Source organism: Mycetocola sp. Y444, assembly GCF_059445295.1.
On sequence record NZ_JCAIUB010000002.1, the window covers coordinates 544,820 to 561,796 of the forward strand.

Annotated in this window: 16 protein-coding genes and 1 tRNA gene; 15 read left to right on the plus strand and 2 right to left on the minus strand. The window is 65.6% G+C overall.

The window, feature by feature from the left end:
- Positions 1 to 3 precede the first annotated feature (3 nt).
- The 3 genes from sp36 (at position 4) to AC1C2M_RS09285 (ending at position 1,694) form a co-directional block, all read left to right on the plus strand.
- Positions 4 to 165 carry a Sp36 family protein gene (sp36, locus tag AC1C2M_RS09275; protein ID WP_483405465.1) on the plus strand — a complete coding sequence of 54 codons (162 nt, stop codon included), beginning with the start codon at positions 4 to 6 and terminating at the stop codon, positions 163 to 165.
- Positions 165 to 626 (plus strand): RidA family protein, encoded by a 462-nt coding sequence (locus AC1C2M_RS09280; RefSeq protein ID WP_495436071.1) that lies wholly within the window; start codon positions 165 to 167, stop codon positions 624 to 626. The genes sp36 and AC1C2M_RS09280 overlap by 1 nt, the downstream gene beginning before the upstream one ends.
- A gap of 540 nt (positions 627 to 1,166) precedes the next feature.
- Positions 1,167 to 1,694, plus strand: coding sequence for an endonuclease domain-containing protein (locus AC1C2M_RS09285; protein WP_495436072.1), 528 nt, complete (start codon positions 1,167 to 1,169; stop codon positions 1,692 to 1,694).
- 148 nt (positions 1,695 to 1,842) lie between these two features.
- On the opposite strand, the gene acs is transcribed toward AC1C2M_RS09285, so the two are convergent.
- Positions 1,843 to 3,819, minus strand: coding sequence for an acetate--CoA ligase (gene acs / locus AC1C2M_RS09290; protein WP_495436073.1), 1,977 nt, complete (start codon positions 3,817 to 3,819; stop codon positions 1,843 to 1,845).
- Positions 3,820 to 4,234: 415 nt separating this feature from the next.
- Here acs and AC1C2M_RS09295 point away from each other — a divergent pair, with 415 nt between their 5' ends.
- The 6 genes from AC1C2M_RS09295 to AC1C2M_RS09320 all read left to right on the plus strand — a co-directional run bounded on the left by AC1C2M_RS09295 (position 4,235) and on the right by AC1C2M_RS09320 (position 8,497).
- Entirely contained in the window at positions 4,235 to 5,554 is a 1,320-nt protein-coding gene (locus tag AC1C2M_RS09295; protein WP_495436074.1) for a TadA family conjugal transfer-associated ATPase, read from the plus strand.
- Positions 5,551 to 6,669, plus strand: a complete 1,119-nt coding sequence (locus AC1C2M_RS09300; protein ID WP_495436075.1) for a type II secretion system F family protein — start codon at positions 5,551 to 5,553, stop codon at positions 6,667 to 6,669. The genes AC1C2M_RS09295 and AC1C2M_RS09300 overlap by 4 nt, the downstream gene beginning before the upstream one ends.
- 100 nt (positions 6,670 to 6,769) lie before the next feature.
- Positions 6,770 to 7,024 (plus strand): DUF4244 domain-containing protein, encoded by a 255-nt coding sequence (locus AC1C2M_RS09305; protein ID WP_483405471.1) that lies wholly within the window; start codon positions 6,770 to 6,772, stop codon positions 7,022 to 7,024.
- A gap of 17 nt (positions 7,025 to 7,041) precedes the next feature.
- The gene (locus AC1C2M_RS09310; RefSeq protein WP_495436076.1) at positions 7,042 to 7,398 is read left to right on the plus strand and encodes a TadE family type IV pilus minor pilin; all 357 of its coding nucleotides are present in this window, start codon (positions 7,042 to 7,044) and stop codon (positions 7,396 to 7,398) included.
- A 13-nt stretch (positions 7,399 to 7,411) separates the two neighbouring features.
- Positions 7,412 to 7,828: an Rv3654c family TadE-like protein gene (locus tag AC1C2M_RS09315; protein ID WP_495436077.1), complete on the plus strand. Its 417-nt coding sequence runs from the start codon at positions 7,412 to 7,414 to the stop codon at positions 7,826 to 7,828.
- Positions 7,829 to 8,107: 279 nt separating this feature from the next.
- A complete protein-coding gene (locus AC1C2M_RS09320) occupies positions 8,108 to 8,497 on the plus strand; it encodes a RidA family protein (RefSeq protein WP_495436078.1) in 390 nt (129 codons plus the stop codon).
- Between the two features lie 100 nt (positions 8,498 to 8,597).
- On the opposite strand, the gene AC1C2M_RS09325 is transcribed toward AC1C2M_RS09320, so the two are convergent.
- A complete protein-coding gene (locus tag AC1C2M_RS09325; RefSeq protein WP_495436079.1) occupies positions 8,598 to 8,849 on the minus strand; it encodes a hypothetical protein in 252 nt (83 codons plus the stop codon).
- A gap of 142 nt (positions 8,850 to 8,991) precedes the next feature.
- Between AC1C2M_RS09325 and topA the strand changes: the two genes are divergently transcribed.
- The 6 genes from topA (at position 8,992) to AC1C2M_RS09355 (ending at position 16,948) form a co-directional block, all read left to right on the plus strand.
- Positions 8,992 to 11,895 (plus strand): type I DNA topoisomerase, encoded by a 2,904-nt coding sequence (topA, locus tag AC1C2M_RS09330; RefSeq protein ID WP_495436080.1) that lies wholly within the window; start codon positions 8,992 to 8,994, stop codon positions 11,893 to 11,895.
- Complete coding sequence (tmk, locus tag AC1C2M_RS09335) at positions 11,895 to 12,530, plus strand: dTMP kinase (protein ID WP_495436081.1); 636 nt, start codon at positions 11,895 to 11,897, stop codon at positions 12,528 to 12,530. The genes topA and tmk overlap by 1 nt, the downstream gene beginning before the upstream one ends.
- A gap of 65 nt (positions 12,531 to 12,595) precedes the next feature.
- The gene (locus AC1C2M_RS09340) at positions 12,596 to 13,738 is read left to right on the plus strand and encodes a DNA polymerase III subunit delta' (RefSeq protein ID WP_483405478.1); all 1,143 of its coding nucleotides are present in this window, start codon (positions 12,596 to 12,598) and stop codon (positions 13,736 to 13,738) included.
- Between the two features lie 28 nt (positions 13,739 to 13,766).
- On the plus strand, positions 13,767 to 15,359 hold the full coding sequence (locus tag AC1C2M_RS09345) for an alpha/beta hydrolase (RefSeq protein ID WP_495436082.1): 1,593 nt from the start codon (positions 13,767 to 13,769) through the stop codon (positions 15,357 to 15,359).
- A gap of 76 nt (positions 15,360 to 15,435) precedes the next feature.
- Positions 15,436 to 15,511, plus strand: a tRNA-Thr gene (locus AC1C2M_RS09350).
- 138 nt (positions 15,512 to 15,649) lie between these two features.
- Positions 15,650 to 16,948, plus strand: a complete 1,299-nt coding sequence (locus AC1C2M_RS09355) for a cation:proton antiporter (protein WP_495436084.1) — start codon at positions 15,650 to 15,652, stop codon at positions 16,946 to 16,948.
- Positions 16,949 to 16,977: the final 29 nt, after the last annotated feature.

Sequence of the window (16,977 nt, forward strand, 5' to 3'; positions counted from 1 at the left end):
AACATGCCTCGCTGGGAGTACCTCACGACCCCCCTCATGATTCACAACACCGCCGCGATTCTCAACAACTGGGGATCGGACGGCTGGGAGCTCGTCCAGGTTGTCAACGGGCCGGAGGGCGGCCTCGTTGCGTACCTCAAGCGCCCAATCGCCGAGGCAAGCTAGTGTCGCGCATCGCCGACCGGCTCGCTGAACTCGGCTTCACGCTTCCGCCCGTTGCGGCACCTGTCGCCGCCTACGTGCCTGCCGTCGTGCAGGGAAACCTCGTGTACACCTCGGGGCAGCTTCCGTTCGTTGACGGCGCCCTGCCCGCGACCGGCAAGGTCGGCGCGTCCGTGTCCGCTGAGGATGCCCAGTCGTATGCGGCGACCTGTGCGCTCAACGCGCTTGCCGCTGCCGAGAGCGTGATCGGCTCACTCGACCGCGTCACCCAGGTGGTGAAGGTCACCGGCTTCGTGGCATCCGACCCCGCGTTCACCGGGCAGCCGGGTGTCATCAACGGTGCGTCGAACCTGATCGGCGAGATCTTCGGTGAGTCGGGGATCCACGCGCGGTCGGCCGTGGGCGTCGCTGTGCTGCCCCTGGACGCGCCGGTCGAGGTGGAGCTGATTCTCGCGTTCGCGTAGTCGCCTCGGGTTGCCCTCGTGAGATAAGGACAAAGCGCCGAGATAAGGATGCCGTGGGCAGCGGCATCCTTATCTGGCGCTTTTTCCTTGTCCGGCGATCACCCCACCGTTCCTGAGAGCGGTGGCCTGCGACTCCTCAACAACCCGCTTCTGGTCGCGGGTTGGCCACGAATCAGCCCTGGCCGGCGTGCCTGGCGATGCGCCCCGCAGGGTTGGCATATGGATCTTGAAGGCTGGCTCAACGCTCGAAACGGTATTGCACACCGTGCAGATGCCCTGTCTGCGGGCTTCACTGCATACGTGGTCACAAACGCACTGCACGCCGGCCGTGTGCGCGTCGTTCGACGCCAATGGCTTTACACAAGGACGTGCCAGGAGCCCATGCTCACGGCTGCTCGACTTGGGGCTCGCCTCACGTGCATTTCTGCCGCTCGCCAGCAGGGCTTGTGGACCATCGATGATGGCCGCACGCATCTGTCGGTGCAGCGAAACTCTGTCTTAAGGTCGGCTCCCGAGTTACGGCTGCATTGGGGCCGGCCGGTGATCCCGTCCGACAGGTTCGTTCTGGTCGAGCCGCTTGAGAACGTGCTTGGCCACGTCGCCGACTGCCAACCGTTCGAGAAGGCGATAGTGGTCTTCGACTCTGCAGTGCGGGCCGAGCTGGTAACCCACGCGCAGTTAGCCCGCTGGCACCGACGGTCGAAAGCCTTTCGCAGGCTCGTGAAAGCGACGACTGAGTTCAGCGACTCTGGGATTGAAACGCTTCCCCGCGTTCGACTCGAACGGCGGGGGATCGTCATGCGACAACAGGTCGTCATAGACGGGCACCCGGTAGACGGCCTTATTGGCGACCGGCTTGTGCTCCAGATCGATGGCTACGGCCCCCATTCAGACCCGCAACGGCGTCGTCGGGACCTGGCCCAGGACGCTCGTCTCGTGCTGCTGGGTTATATCGTTCTCCGGTTCGACTATTACCGGGTCATGTACGACTGGGAATACGTTGAGCAGACCATTCTTGCGGCGATGGCGCAGGGGCTGCACCTTCTGCCGGCCGTCGCCTCGACCTGACATCAGGTCTCGCTCCACCTATAGGGCTCGACCTATAGGGCTCGACATAAGGAATTCGGCCCGAGATAAGGATGAAGTGGGAGCTTTCATCCTTATCTCGGGCCGTTGTCCTTGTCTCGCGCCGTTGTTCCGGGCTGACGTGCGAGCGCTACTTCGCCGTCACCTGCCCCGTGATGATCTGCATCACCGTGGTGTCGGCGAGCGTCGTCGTGTCACCAATGTCACGGCCCTCGGCGACATCCCGCAGCAGGCGCCGCATGATCTTGCCCGAGCGGGTCTTGGGCAGCTCGTTGACGACGAAGACGTCGCGGGGACGCGCGATGGGCCCGATCTGCTCACCAACGTGCAACCTCAGCACGGCGGCGATGTCCTCGACGGCGGCAGACTCCTCGAGCATGCTCTCCTTGATGATGACGAAGGCGACAACGGCCTGCCCCGTCGTGTCGTCGTGGGCGCCGACAACGGCAGCTTCAGCGGTGAACGCGTGGGCGACGAGCGCGGACTCGATCTCAGCGGTCGAGAGTCGGTGTCCGGAGATGTTCATCACGTCATCGACGCGTCCGAGCAGCCAGATGTCGCCGTCGTCGTCCAGCCGAGCGCCATCGCCGGCGAAGTACAGGTTCTTGTCGCCGAACTTCTCCCAGTAGGTCTCCTTGAACCGCTCTGGGTCGCCCCAGATGCCGCGGAGCATCGACGGCCATGGCTCGGTGACCACGAGCAGTCCGCCGTTGCCGCTGCCGACATGCGATCCGTCGTCGTCGACGACATCGATCGAGATTCCCGGGATCGGCACCTGAGCACTACCGGGCTTCGTCTCGGTCACGCCGGGCAGCGCGGAGATCATGATCGCCCCGGTCTCCGTCTGCCACCACGTGTCAACGATCGGCGCCAGCTTGTCGCCGATGACCTTGCGGTACCACATCCACGCTTCGGGGTTGATCGGTTCGCCGACGCTTCCCAACAGGCGGATCGACGACAGATCGAATTTCTTCGGGATCTTCCGGCCAAGCTTCATGAACGAACGGATGGCGGTTGGCGCGGTATAGAAGGTCGTCACCTTGTACTTCTCGATGATTTCCCACCAGCGACCGGGGTGCGGTGTATCAGGAGTGCCCTCATACAGCACCTGCGTTGTGCCGTTCGCGAGCGGGCCGTAGACGACATAGCTGTGGCCGGTGATCCAGCCGACGTCGGCGGTGCACCAGTACACGTCTGACTCTGGCTTGAGGTCGAACACCATCTTGTGGGTGAACGTGGACTGGGTGAGGTACCCACCCGAGGTGTGCAGGATGCCCTTCGGCTTTCCGGTTGTGCCCGAGGTGTAGAGGATGAACAACGGGTTCTCAGCCGGGAACGGCTGCGCCTCGTGTTCGGACTCCGCCTTCGCCATTTCCTCGTGCCACCACAGATCGCGGTCGGTCCAGTCGACCTCGTTCTCGCCGCGCTTGACCACGAGCACGTTGGTGACCGTCTCCTGCGGGCCGAGGTCACCGCGTGCCTCGAGCGCGGCATCCACAGCGGGCTTCAGCGCACTGACCTTGCCCTTGCGCCAGCCGCCGTCGGCGGTGATGACGAGCTTCGCGCTCGCGTCGTCAACGCGAGAACGGATGCTGTCGGCGCTGAATCCGCCGAAGATCACCGAGTGCACGGCACCGAGCCGCGCGACGGCGAGCATCGAGATGACCGCCTCCGGGATCATGGGCAGGTAGATCGCGACCCGGTCACCCTGGCCAATGCCGAGTCCGGCGAGGACGTTCGCTGCGCGCTTGACCTCTTCGGTCAGCTCGGCGTAGGTCACAGTGCGGCTGTCACCCTGCTCGCCCTCCCAGTGGAACGCGACGCGGTCGCCGTTGCCGGCTTCGACGTGCCGGTCGAGGCAGTTGTAGGCCACGTTGAGCTGGCCGTCGTCAAACCACTTGGCGAATGGGGGATTGGTCCAGTCGAGGGTCCGAGTGAACGGGGTGTTCCAATGCAGCAACTCACGAGCCTGCCGTGCCCAGAACTCGAGTCGATCGGCCTTCGCCTCGTCGTAGAGCGCAGCAGTGGCGACAGCATTTTGCGAAAATTCTTCGCTCGGAGGAAACTTGCGGGTTTCATGCAGGAGGTTGTCGATTTGAGGATTCATGTTGTGGGTACTCGCTCCTTTGCGACGCGTGGTCCGGGTCACTTCTGTGTAACTCATACAGACTGTACCGCGAATGATCCCCGGTGGGCGGGAGCGCAAAATGGGGCAGGAATGGCCGGTCCACCCTTTGGGGGACTTTGGAGGCCTTTACCGCTTGCGCACGGACCTATTCCGCGTACACTGGGCCTCGGCCGAATTCACAAATTCGATCATGCGGCGTGCGGATTATCCCCCAGTCCAGCGCCGCCAGTGGCGGCATCCATTTCCCCCGATGGATGCCGCTGCTCTCATTTTCACCGGGCACCGCGGAGCCGTCCATTCGCCCGGTTCCTCCACAGCCAGGGCGCCCGTGTGAGCTTTCCACAGGTGTCCGGCGCCAGCCACACCGGTGACCCGCCGTCACTAGCGTTCCGGTATGAATACCCGATTCGTCGCCGCTCCGGCTGAGCTTGCCGGGTACGCCGCGGGCACCCCTCCTCCTCCCGTCGTCGGCTCCCGTTCCGACGACACGGAGGGTCAGGCGGGCTCGACCGGGGCCGTAGTTGCGAAAGATCGTTTCGTTCCGTCGGGCGCCGCGACTCAGCGTGGTCCGGGTCGGCTAAGCCCGCAGTGGCCGAGCGTTTCGACTGCGGTGACGGTTCCCGTCCGTCTGGCGCGCCCCGACGGTCCACGTGAAGCCCCAGTCGGGCTCGTCGACGCGTCCCCCGACGTCGGCGGCCCGGCTGGCCCGCGATCCGCGGCCGGTCCAGCTGGCCCGGCTAGTCGAGCTGGGCCGGCTGCAACAGCAGCCCGCCTCCGACTGAGCCTGGCTGCCGAATTCGGTGCGCTCGGAGGGTTTCTGGTCGAGGACGCGGTCACCGACGTCTTTATTAACGGTGAGCGCGGTGGCCTGTGGGTCGACCGCGGCGACGGGCTCCAGAGAGACGGCACCCTGACGCTCACCGAGCGAGAGGTCCGCGATCTCGCGGTGCGGTTGATCGGGCTCGGCGGGCGCCATATCGACGAGGCAACGCCATGCGTCGACGTCAGGCTGCCCGGAGGCGTGAGGGTGCACGCCGTCCTGCCACCGGTTTCGGTCTCAGGAACCCTGGTCAGCATCCGCGTGCCCCAGGTGCGGCGGCTGGATCTCACCGAGCTGGGTGCGGCGGGCATGTTCGACAGCGACACGGCTCTCGAACTCGCCACGGCGGTCAGGGAGCGCACCAACCTCCTCCTCACCGGCGCGGCAGGCACGGGTAAGACCACGTTGCTCGGTGCGATGCTCGCGAGCGCACCCCGGAGTGAACGTATCGTCGCCATTGAAGACGTCGCCGAACTCGGGGTGGACCACCCTCACTTCGTCTCGCTCGAATCAAGGCAGCCCAATCTGGAGGGCGCCGGTGCGATCAGCATGGACCGACTCGTCAGGGAGGCGCTGAGGATGCGCCCCGACCGGCTGGTGGTGGGGGAGTGCCGGGGTGCGGAGGTGCGCGAATTGCTCGCCGCCCTGAACACGGGCCACGACGGCGGCGCCGGCACACTCCACGCCAACTCGCTCGCGGATGTTCCCGCACGGATCGAGGCTCTTGGCGCCCTTGCGGGAATGACAACGGATGCCGTCGCCAGGCAAACGGTGAGCGCCATCGGTCTGGTCATCCACCTGGAGCGAGTCGATGGGGTGCGTCGGGTCGCACGTCAGGGGCGTTTTGCCCTCGATGAAGGCGGGCGGCTCACCATCAGTGAGGTGCCCGCGTGACAGACCCGACGCCGGGGGTTGAACGCATCGCGGCGATCACCGAGCGACTGGCCGTGCTGCTCGGCGCCGGGGTCACGCCCGCAGCGGCATGGCAGTACCTCGCGGAGTCCCAGGCGCGCGCCACAGGCCCTCCCGGCGCCGACCCCGTCCCCGAGGTGGTCGCGGCTGCCGCACTGGCTGCCAGGGACGGCATCGACGTGCCGACAGCGATCGTCGAGGCGTCGCCGGAGGGACCGGACGGCCACGCCTGGCGGGCCGTCGCAGCAGCATGGGCCGTCGCCATCGGGACCGGCGCGCGGCTGGCGCCGTGCCTGACCCAACTGGCCCGGTCACAACTCGCGCTCGGCCAGGCGCAACGCGACATCGATGCCGCTCTCGCTGGCCCCAGGGCCACCTCGAGGTTCGTGACCGTCCTACCGGCTGTCGGCCTTCTCTTTGGTTCGGTGCTCGGCTTTGACACCTTCGGCACGTTGTTCACAACGACGCCCGGTCTCGTGTGTCTGGTGGCAGGCAGCGTCCTCACCGTCCTCTCGTGGCGGTGGTCGAACCGGATGGTGAACCGGGCGCTCCCTGTTACGAGCGCACCCGGACTCGAAATCGACCTGCTGGCCATCGCATTGTCGTCGGGTGCGTCCGTCCAGCGCTCTCGATCCGCGGTGAGCGAGGCGCTCGAAAAATGTGGTCTGAGTACTACGGATGCCCCGGCGCGGTCAGTCGACGGGGCTGCCGCTGCCGCTGCCGATGCGGATGCCTATGCGGATGCGGATGCGGATGCGAATGTGGGGACGGAGGCGAGTTCTGCCGGCCGGGTGGCGTCGCGGCGCCGGAGTATCACCCGGGTCACCCACCGAACCGGTGATGAGGACACCGCGGCGACCATCGAGGATGTCCTTGCGCTTTCGCGCGCGGCCGGGATCCCGGCCGCAGAACTCCTGATCGGTGAGGCCTCGCGATTGCGGCGCGATGCCCGGTCAGAAGTACAGCGTGCCGCGGCCGCCCTGGGCACCCGGCTCATGATTCCGCTCGGGCTCTGCATCCTTCCCGCTTTCATGTTGGTCGGCGTCGTGCCCGTTTTGCTGAGCGTGCTGTCCTCCACAGTGTCGGGGTTCGGGTGAAGCGTCCACGAGGTCTGAGTCCAGTCGTTACAGGCCCTGACGCCGCAGAACGATTGAAGCCAACACACTCAGCATCCCCGCGATGCGGAAGGAGAACACAATGATCACGGCGCGGCAGGCATCCGGCCAGGAACCCTCTGGCACAGGCCCGGCGAGGGCGCGGCGCCCTCTTGAGCGGTGGCGGGCAGTTCGAGCGCGACTCGGCGATGACGAAGGTGCGGCGACGGCGGAGTACGCGATCGCCACCATGGCTGCCGTCGGTTTCGCGGGATTGCTTGTCGTCATCATGAGGTCGGATGAGGTCAGGACCATCCTGACCGACCTGGTGCGGCGCGCGCTCACTTTTAACGGGTAGCTGCGGTGAATACCGGGATGAGGGCGGGCCGCCGCGCAGACGGCCAGACCGGAAGCGTGACGGCGGAGTTCGCCGTGGCGCTTCCCGCCGTCATTCTCGTGCTGGCGGGGTGCCTTGGGGCGGTCCAGGTGGCGTCACAGCAGGTCCGGTTGTCGGATGCCGCCGCCGACGCGGCCCGCACCCTCGCCCGCGGCGATTCGGTCGATACTGCCAGCGCCCGGGTTTCACGGGTAGCTGGCGCCGCCGCGATGACGACGTCGACGACGGGAGACTACGTCTGCGTCGAGCTCAGCGCACCGGCGGGGATCGGCCCGGCGGTGCTCGCCGGAATCCGGGTACGGGCATCCGGTTGTGCGCTCGCCGGCGGACTGTGACGGGAGCCGTTGAGTGAAGGAGCAGGAAGGTTGCAGACGCTCGCAAGGGGACACGCGTCGTCGGACCGGCAGGGAGGAAGGGAGCGGGTCGATTCTTGTCATCGCGCTTGCGGCATCCGTGTTGCTCCTGACCGGACTGGCTCTTCCGCTCAATCAGGCACTGACCGTGAGGCAGCAGGTGGCCAACGCGGCAGACGCGGCGGCGCTCGCCGCAGCCGATACAGCGTCCGGTGTCGTCGCAGGGATCCCGTGCGAGAACGCGGCGGAGGCCGCGCGGCTCAATGGTGCAGCCCTGCGCGAGTGCACCATCGAGGGGGTGGAAGCCCGCGTGACAGCCACCCGGTCCGTTCTCGGGTTGACCGTGAGCGTCGCCTCGCGGGCGGGGCAACCACCCGAGGGTGCAGGCGCTGGGCGGGGTCCACCCGGGTAGCGGTGCGAGCGTTGGGTAGCGGGCGGCACCACTCAGCCAGGACCACTCAGCCAGGCGAGCCGCCGGTTGTCACCGAGCGAGGGTGCCCCGGTTAGCGGGAGGAGGGAGGCGTTGACGCGGACGAACGGATGTTGAAGGGCGAACCAGGGCGGACGAACGGATGTTGAGGGGCGAAACCAGAGCTGACGAGAAGCTGAAAGGGGCTGGTGTCCCACTGCGGCGCGGGCGATACTCGGTCGAAACGGCAGAGTCCGTGCACAGGTCGAGGAAAGGAGACCCATGATGGCCGCTCTTGTCACCCCCGTGGACCCACCGGAATTACATCAGAACCCGGCGTTTGCCCAGGGCATGATCGCCCCAGCCGGGCGGATGCTGTATGTCGGTGGACAAAACGGCGCCGACAGCTCGGGTGCGCTCCTGACCGGCCTCGGTGCACAAACCGAGCAGGCGCTGCACAACCTGATTGCCGTGCTCAACGAAGGCGGAACCGGGCCTGAGAACGTGGTCAAGTTGACCATCTACCTTGCCACCGGTGTCGACCCGCACGAGGCATATGCAGCGACCGGAGCGGTCTGGGGCGACCGCAGAACGGCGATCACCGTGCTCGCGGTATCGCCGGCCAGGCAAGATGCGCTCGTGGAGATCGACGCGATCGCCGCGATTCCGTAGCTCGCTCAGCCAGCTAGACCCGTGGCGCCGTTAGGCGTCGGTTGTACCTGCGCCAGTGGTTGGTCCGGTTCGCAAACTCGTCCCGTTCCCGGGAACGAGCTCAGGATTCCGTCGCGTCGTCGAAGTTGGTCGTCAGGTATCGATAGTTCACGGCACTGGGGCGATCGGAGTCCTCGGCCTCGAACTCCTGGCCCGCCGTACGTGCATAGACATAGGTCTTGCCGCCGTTGGCGGCGATCTCCACAGTCGGACGGGGGTCGCCCGACTCGAGGAAATCTGCGGCCAGGGTCTTGCCCTCCAACGGCCCGTCGGTGAGTTTTGCGGTGTAATTGCCCGTCGAGGATGCGCTCATAGAGCCATTCTGCTCTTTCCCTTTATCTTTTCAAGAGGCGAATGTGCTTCTTCACGACGCGCCCGATGCGTCTCCGGCGGCGCCGGGGATTAGGTGTCCCCCAGCAAAGGGTGTGTATGGTGTGCACGACGAAAGGAGTCGGGTGCCAGGCACAAAAAAGCTGGTCATTGTTGAGTCACCGACCAAAATGAAGTCCATCGCCGGATACCTCGGCGAGGGCTATGAGGTACTGAGTTCCGTGGGACACATTCGTGATCTCGCCGAGCCGAAAAACCTCCCGGCTGAACTCAAGAAGGGCGCGTTCGGCAAGTTTGCCGTCGACGTCGACAATGACTTCGAGCCCTACTACGTGGTCTCCGACAACAAGAAGAAGACGGTGGCAGAGCTCAAGCGAGCGCTGAAGAACGCCGACGAACTCCTGCTCGCGACTGATGAGGACCGCGAGGGTGAAGCCATCGCGTGGCACCTGCTCCAGGTCCTGCAGCCCAAGGTTCCGGTGAAGCGCATGGTGTTCCACGAGATCACCAAGGACGCGATTCTCGCCGCGAAGGACAACACCCGCGACCTCGACGTCGCCCTCGTCGACGCGCAGGAGACCCGACGAATCCTCGACCGTATATATGGGTATGAAATTTCACCCGTTCTGTGGCGCAAGGTCGGCCCGAGCCTCTCGGCTGGTCGTGTCCAGTCCGCTGCCACCCGCCTGATCGTCGACCGCGAACGTGAGCGCCTCGCGTTCACCGCCGCCCAGTACTGGGACCTCACGGCCCAGGCCGCACCCGACGCCGACGCCACCCACTTCGAAGCGCGACTCGTCCGCCTCGACGGGCAGCGTGTTGCCACCGGTCGCGACTTCGATGACACCGGAAAGCTGACGAGCAAGGCTGTACCGCTCGACGAGCAGGCCGCGCAGGCCGTCGCCGCAGCACTGGCCGGCCCCGCGGCATCCGCGGTTGTCTCCAAAGTGGAGTCGAAGCCGTACTCGCGTCGCCCCGCTGCCCCCTTCACGACGTCGACGCTGCAGCAGGAGGCGGCGCGCAAGCTGCGCTTCTCCGCTCGTCAGACCATGAGTGTCGCCCAGTCTCTGTACGAGAACGGGTACATCACCTACATGCGAACCGACTCGCCGTCGCTCTCGAGCCAGGCGATCAAGGCGGCCCGCGATCAGGCCACAGCCCTCTACGGCGCCGACACGATCCCTGACAAGCCGCGCATCTACGCGGGCAAGAACAAGAGCGCGCAGGAGGCGCACGAGGCCATCCGGCCGTCCGGTGACACCTTCCGTACGCCGGCATCGCTGTCCTCGAGCCTTCGCGGCCAGGACTTCAAGCTCTACGAGCTGATCTGGAAGCGCACCGTCGCCAGCCAGATGGCCGACGCCAAGGGCCAGACCGCGACGGTGACCATCGAGGCGCAGGCAGACGGCAAGACCGCCGAGCTGACAGCATCCGGAACCGTCATCACCTTCCGCGGATTCCTCCACGCCTACGAAGAAGGCCAGGACGAGGAACGCAACGCGAGCGACAACGCAGCCCGTGAAGCGAAGCTCCCACCGTTGACTCAGGGCCAGAAGCTGATCCTCACCGACGTCGAGGCCAAGGGGCACGAGACCTCGCCGCCCCCGCGCTACACGGAGGCGAGCCTCGTCAAGACGCTCGAAGAGCTGGGTATCGGTCGCCCGTCGACGTACGCGCAGACCATCGCGACGATCACCGACCGTGGGTACGTGACCGCGCGTGGCCAGGCGCTCATCCCCTCGTGGATCGCATTCAGCGTGATCCGTCTGCTCGAGGAGCACTTCACCGACCTCGTCCAGTACGACTTCACGGCCGAGATGGAAGAAGACCTCGACCGCATCGCCGGTGGAGAGCAGGACCGCACCGAGTGGCTCAAGTCCTTCTATTACGGTGGCGGTGACCACCGAGGCCTTCGCAAGGTGGTCGACAACCTCGGTGAGATCGACGCGCGCGAGATCAACTCGCTCCGGCTCAGCGACACCGTGACGATCCGGATCGGCAAGTACGGCCCTTACCTTGAAGTGACGGATGCCTCGGCGCCGGCGCAGGAGGACGGGTCGCCAGCTGTTCCTCGACGCATCAACATCCCCGAAGACCTGGCCCCTGACGAGCTCACACTCGCCAAGGCCCAGGAACTCATCGACGCCCCGGTGCTCACCGATCGCGTCATCGGAGTGAACCCGGAGAACGGCAAGGAAATCCTCGCCAAGGACGGCCGGTTCGGGCCGTACGTGACCGAGGTCGAGCCAGAGCCCGAGGTGGCCGAGGAGAAAGTCGACCTCACCACCGGTGAAGTGACCGATGCTCCGAAGAAGAAGGCACCGGCGAAGAAGAAAGCCGCAGCGGTCAAACCGCGGACGGCATCCCTCTTCAAGTCGATGTCGCTGGATTCGATCGACCTCGACACGGCGCTCAAGCTGCTCGACCTGCCGCGCGTCGTCGGAGTCGACCCGGAATCCGGTGAGGAGATCACCGCGCAGAACGGGCGGTTCGGTCCGTACCTGAAGAAGGGCACCGACTCCCGGTCGCTCGAGAACGAAGACCAGATCTTCGAGATCGAACTTCCGGCGGCGCTCGAGATCTTCGCGCAGCCGAAGTACGGCAACCGTCGTGCGTCGAGCGCGCTCAAGGAATTCGAGGCTGACCCGGTCAGCGGCAAGCCGATCAAGGTGAAGGACGGCCGATTCGGCCCGTACGTCACCGACGGCGTCACGAACGCGACAATTCCGAAGGCCGAGTCGGTCGAGGAGGTCGACTTCGACCGCGCGGTCCAGTTGCTCGCAGACAAGCGTGCCAAGGGTCCTGCGGCTCCGCGCAAGAAGGCCGCTGCGAAGAAGCCTGCAGCGAAGAAGCCTGCCGCGAAGAAGCCCGCTGCCAAGAAGGCGACGACGACAGTGAAGAAGCCGACAGCCGCGGCAGCGGCGAAGGCAGCGGCCGCGTCGAAGACCGGAGTGTCGACAAAGACAGCGTCTGCCAAGAAGCCTGCCGCGAAGAAGACCGCCGGCGCTGCTTCGGCAACCGCTGAGTAATGGCGGCATCAGACGGATACCCCGGGCTGTTCATCACCCTCGAGGGTGGTGACGGCTCGGGCAAGTCGACGCAAGCCGCCGAGCTCGAGTCGTGGTTGCAGGAACAGGGGCGCGTCGTTGTGCGCACCCGTGAACCGGGCGGCACCGACTTTGGCATCGAGGTGCGGGAGATCGTGCTGCACCACCGCGGCGACATCACCCCACGGGCAGAGGCGCTGCTCTACGCGGCAGACCGCGCACACCACATAGCGACGAAGGTGCGGCCGGCTCTCGAGCGCGGCGAGGTGGTCCTCCAGGACCGCTACATCGACTCCTCTCTCGCCTATCAGGGCGCTGGGCGCGAGCTCGGCATCGACGAGGTCCGGCAACTGTCGATGTGGGCGACCGGGGGACTGCTGCCCGATCTCACCGTTCTGCTCGACCTAAACGAAGACGCCGCACGGCTTCGGCTCGACGCGTCCCGTACCCGGTACGACCGGCTCGAAGCAGAGAAGTCGGCGTTCCATCGTCGCGTACGCGAGGTCTACCTCGAGCTGGCTGCAGCGGAACCTGAGCGATTTTTGGTGCTGGATGCCACGGCATCCGTCGCATCGCTCGCCGAGAGCATCCGGTCACGGGTGTCGACGCTCCTCTAGCTGCCACGCACCGCCTCGCTCCGTCCGTGGGAGGGGCTGTCAGTCGCCACAGGTAGGCTGGGACCATGGCCACCTGGGATGACGTCATTGGGCAGGGCGACGCTGTATCGCTCCTGCGCGACGCCGCATCCGACCGCGGAGGCGACTCTCACGGGTCGATGACCCACGCGTGGCTGATCACCGGTCCGCCGGGGTCAGGGCGCTCAAACCTCGCATACGCGTTCGCCTCGGCACTGCTCAGTTCCGAGCCCGACGGCGACCCGGTCACCTCGAGGCAGGTCGACGCCCGGACGCATCCCGATCTCACAGTCCTCTCCACGTCGAACGTCATCATCAAGATCGACGAGGTCCGCGAACTCGTACGAAGTTCGCAGTTCTCGCCGGCCATCGGCCGGTACCGCGTCATGGTGATCGAAGATGCCGACCGTATGGCCGAGCGGACCTCGAACGTGCTGCTCAAGGCACTCGAAGAGCCACCGGAGCGCACGGTCTGGGTGCTGTGCGCGCCCAGCGAGGCCGACCTCATCCCCACGATCAGGTCACGGGTTCGTGCGGTCCGCCTGCGGGTGCCGTCGGTTGACGAGGTCGCCGCACTCATCACCCGCCGCGACGGTGTTGACGCTGAGACCGCCGAGCGCGCCGCCCGGCTGGCTCAGAGTCATGTGGGAATGGCGCACCGGTTGGCGACGGATGCCGGCGCCCGCGAGAGGCGCAACGAAACGCTTACGGCCGCCCTCGGCATCCGCAGCGTGTCTGATGCCGTGCGCGCAGCTGCCCGCATGATGGAGATCGCCGGAGACGACGCGAAGGCGTTCACCGAGCAAAAGGATGCCGAGGAGCGGGAGCACGCGCTGCGCTCGCTCGGTGTCGAGCCGGGCCAGAACCTGCCGCCCGCGCTTCGATCGCAGATCCGTTCGCTCGAAGACGACCAGAAGCGCCGTGCGACACGCAGCCTCCGCGACGGGATCGACAGGATCCTCGTCGACCTGCTGTCGCTCTACCGCGACATCATCATGCTGCAACTCGGCCGCAGCGAAACCGTCATCAACCGCGAACTCCTCGACCAGCTCGAGGAGGCGGGTGAAGCCAGGACGCCGGCCGAGACGATGGCGACGATGGATGCCATCCAGCAGACGCGGCGCCGCATCGAGGGCAACGTTGCACCGGCCCTCGCCCTCGAGGCCATGCTGGTGACGGCGATCCGATGACCACAACAACGGCACCGACCAGGCGGAGATGACTCGAGTGACAGATCCACAGCGACGCGGCGGGCTGCGTCAGGCACACACCGGCAGGAAGGTCGCTGGCATTGTGGCCCTGACTGTCGCGCTTGTGATGACGATGAGCGGATGCGTGACCGCATTCTTCCCCGACACCCAGCCGGGCAGCGTTTCAACATCGACGCCGAACACGGAAGACGTGGCGGACAACCTGCGCGAGTTCTACGGACAAAACGTGGTCTGGTCGAACTGCGAGCGTGCGTTCGAGTGCGCAACCGTCGCTGCGCCGATGGACTGGGAGAACCCGGAAGACGGCGAGATCGAACTCGCTCTGATCCGGCAGCAGGCATCCGGGAACGCCATCGGTTCGCTCTTCGTCAACCCCGGCGGGCCGGGAGCCTCCGGGTACGAATTCGTGCGCGACTCGGTGGATTACGCCACGGACAGCAGGCTCCAGGAACGATTCGACATCGTCGGGTTCGACCCCCGCGGTGTCGGGCGATCCACGCCCGTCAGCTGCCTCGACGCCGAGGAGATGGACGAGTACCTCTACGGGCTCGCAAACTCCGAGCGTGGCAGCGAGGCCTGGATCGACGAGCTTGAAGCGAGTTCCAAGGAGTATGGCGACGCCTGCGCCGCGAACACGGGGGAGTCCCTCGAATTCACCGACACGGTCAGCGCCGCGCGTGACCTCGACCTGATGCGCGCCGTGCTCGGAGACGAGAAGCTCTATTACCTCGGCTACTCCTACGGAACGTTCCTCGGCGCCACCTACGCCGAGCTGTACCCGAAGAAAGCCGGTCGGCTCGTGCTCGATGGCGCCGTCGACCCCTCGAGCAGCATCTTCGAGGTCAACCTCACCCAGGCCAAGGGCTTCGAGAGCGCGCTTCGCGCCTATCTCGAGGACTGCCTCGGCACCTCGGAATGCCCGTTCAGCGGAACCGTTGACGAGGCGATGGCCACCATCGGTGCCCTGCTCACCTCGGTCGACGCGTCCCCGATCAAAAACACCGACGGTCGCATGCTCGGCGCGAACAGCCTCCTCACCGCCATCATCTACCCCCTGTACTCGCCCGGGTCCGGCTGGCCGCTGCTCAGCGAGATGTTCGCGGACGTCATGAGCGGCAGCGCCGAATACGCGTTCTCCTTCGCGGATGCCTACAACGGCAGAAACGAAGACGGCACCTACCGCGACAACTCCACTGAGGCATTCAGCGCGTACAACTGCCGGGATTACACCTACGACGACGACCCCGCAAAGATGGCGGAGGAAGCCGCAGCACTCGCTGAGGCCGCACCGACCATCGGGCCGTTCTTCGGTTACGGAGACATCAGCTGCGTAAACTGGCCATACCCCGACGGCGCAGAGCGCAAGAAGATCACCGCTGAGGGTGCGCCCCCGATTCTCGTCGTCGGTACGACCAACGACCCCGCAACACCGTACGTCTGGGCTGAAGCACTCGCCGAGCAGCTGGAGAGCGGCGTTCTCGTGACCTACGAGGGCGAGGGGCACACCGGGTACAACAAGGGCAGCGAGTGCGTGAACTCGGTCGTCGACGACTACCTGATCTCCGGTGAGGTGCCGACGGAGGACCCCAAGTGCTCCTGACGTGGTCGTGACTGCCCCGAAGAGGCTGTAAGATCGATAGCTGTGTGCGTCGCATCCGTTCGCGGAAGCGGAACACGCCGCCTTAGCTCAGTCGGCAGAGCGTTTCACTCGTAATGAAAAGGTCGTGGGTTCGATTCCCACAGGCGGCTCCACACAGAAACAGGGATCGAGGCTTCGGCTTCGGTCCCTGTTTTCGTTAACGCGTAATCCTTTCCGAGGCATCAGGGTGAACGCCGGTTCGGTGGTGTCAACCCCATCCGGCGCCGCACGGTGACGCTTATGCTCTCACCGTGATCGAACTCGATCTACCCGGTTTGGTGTTCGCGGCAATCGGGCTGACAACGCTGGCTGCCGCGCTTCTCCCACGTTTCCTGTGGCGTCTTCCGATATCGACGCCCATGGTGTTCCTCGCGGCCGGAATCGCTGGGTTCGCGTTGATACCCGACCTGCCGGACCCTGACCCGCTCGCGCACACGGAGATTGCACTTCACCTGACCGAGGTCTGTGTCATTGTTTCGCTGATGGGCGCTGGGCTGGCGATCAACCGACCTGTCGGGTGGAAACGATGGTCGACCACGTGGCGTCTTCTTGCGATCACCATGCCGCTGTCCATCCTCGCCGTCACAGTACTCGGCGTCAGCGCACTTGGTCTCGGTGTCGCGAGTGCGCTTCTTCTGGGAGCGGCGCTGGCGCCGACCGACCCGGTTCTCGCCACCGAGGTGCAGGTCAGCGAACCTGTCGTCGATGAGGAGGTGGATGATGACGAGGCCAGACTTGCGCTCACATCCGAAGCCGGACTCAATGACGGACTGGCATTCCCGTTCACCTACGCGGCGATCGCCATCAGCATTGCCGGTATCGCGCCGGGTGGCTGGCTGGGGGAATGGGTCGCGGTGGATCTCGCCTGGCGTCTCAGCATGGGATTTCTCGGCGGAATCGCCGTGGGCTGGTTGCTCGGCAAGTTGTTCTTCTCCCGAGCTGGCGAACGCCTGAAACTGACCGAGCGAGCCGAAGGGTTCATCGCCCTCGCCGCGACCTTCCTCGCGTATGGCGTCACAGAACTGGCAGAGGGTTACGGGTTCGTCGCGGTGTTCGTCTGCGCGTGCACCATCCGAGCCGCCGAGCGGGCTCACGGATACCACCGGGTATTGCACAGTTTCGTCGAGCAGATCGAGCGGCTGCTCACCGTCGTTGTGCTCATCCTCCTCGGCGGCGCCATTGCCCGGGGACTGTTTGAAAGCCTGCAGTGGGTTGACGTGGTGCTTGCGGTGCTGTTCCTCCTCGTCATCCGTCCTCTGGCGGGCTGGATCGGGTTGGCCTTCGGCAAGACGGGCCCACGCGAACGTGGGGTCATCTCGTTCTTCGGGGTTCGAGGCGTCGGAAGCCTGTTCTACATTGCGTATGGGCTCCAGCACGGGAACTTTCCGCACCCGGATCGGCTCTGGGCGATAGCGTCACTGGTTGTCCTTGGATCCATCGTCATCCACGGTGTTGTCGCGACGCCGGCGATGAACTATCTGGATCGCCGACGGGCACGGGTGGCGCAACGGTCGCCGCGAGACATCGGGCCCGCCGAGACCCACGTGTGAACTACCCGGCTCATTAGCGGCGGCAATGT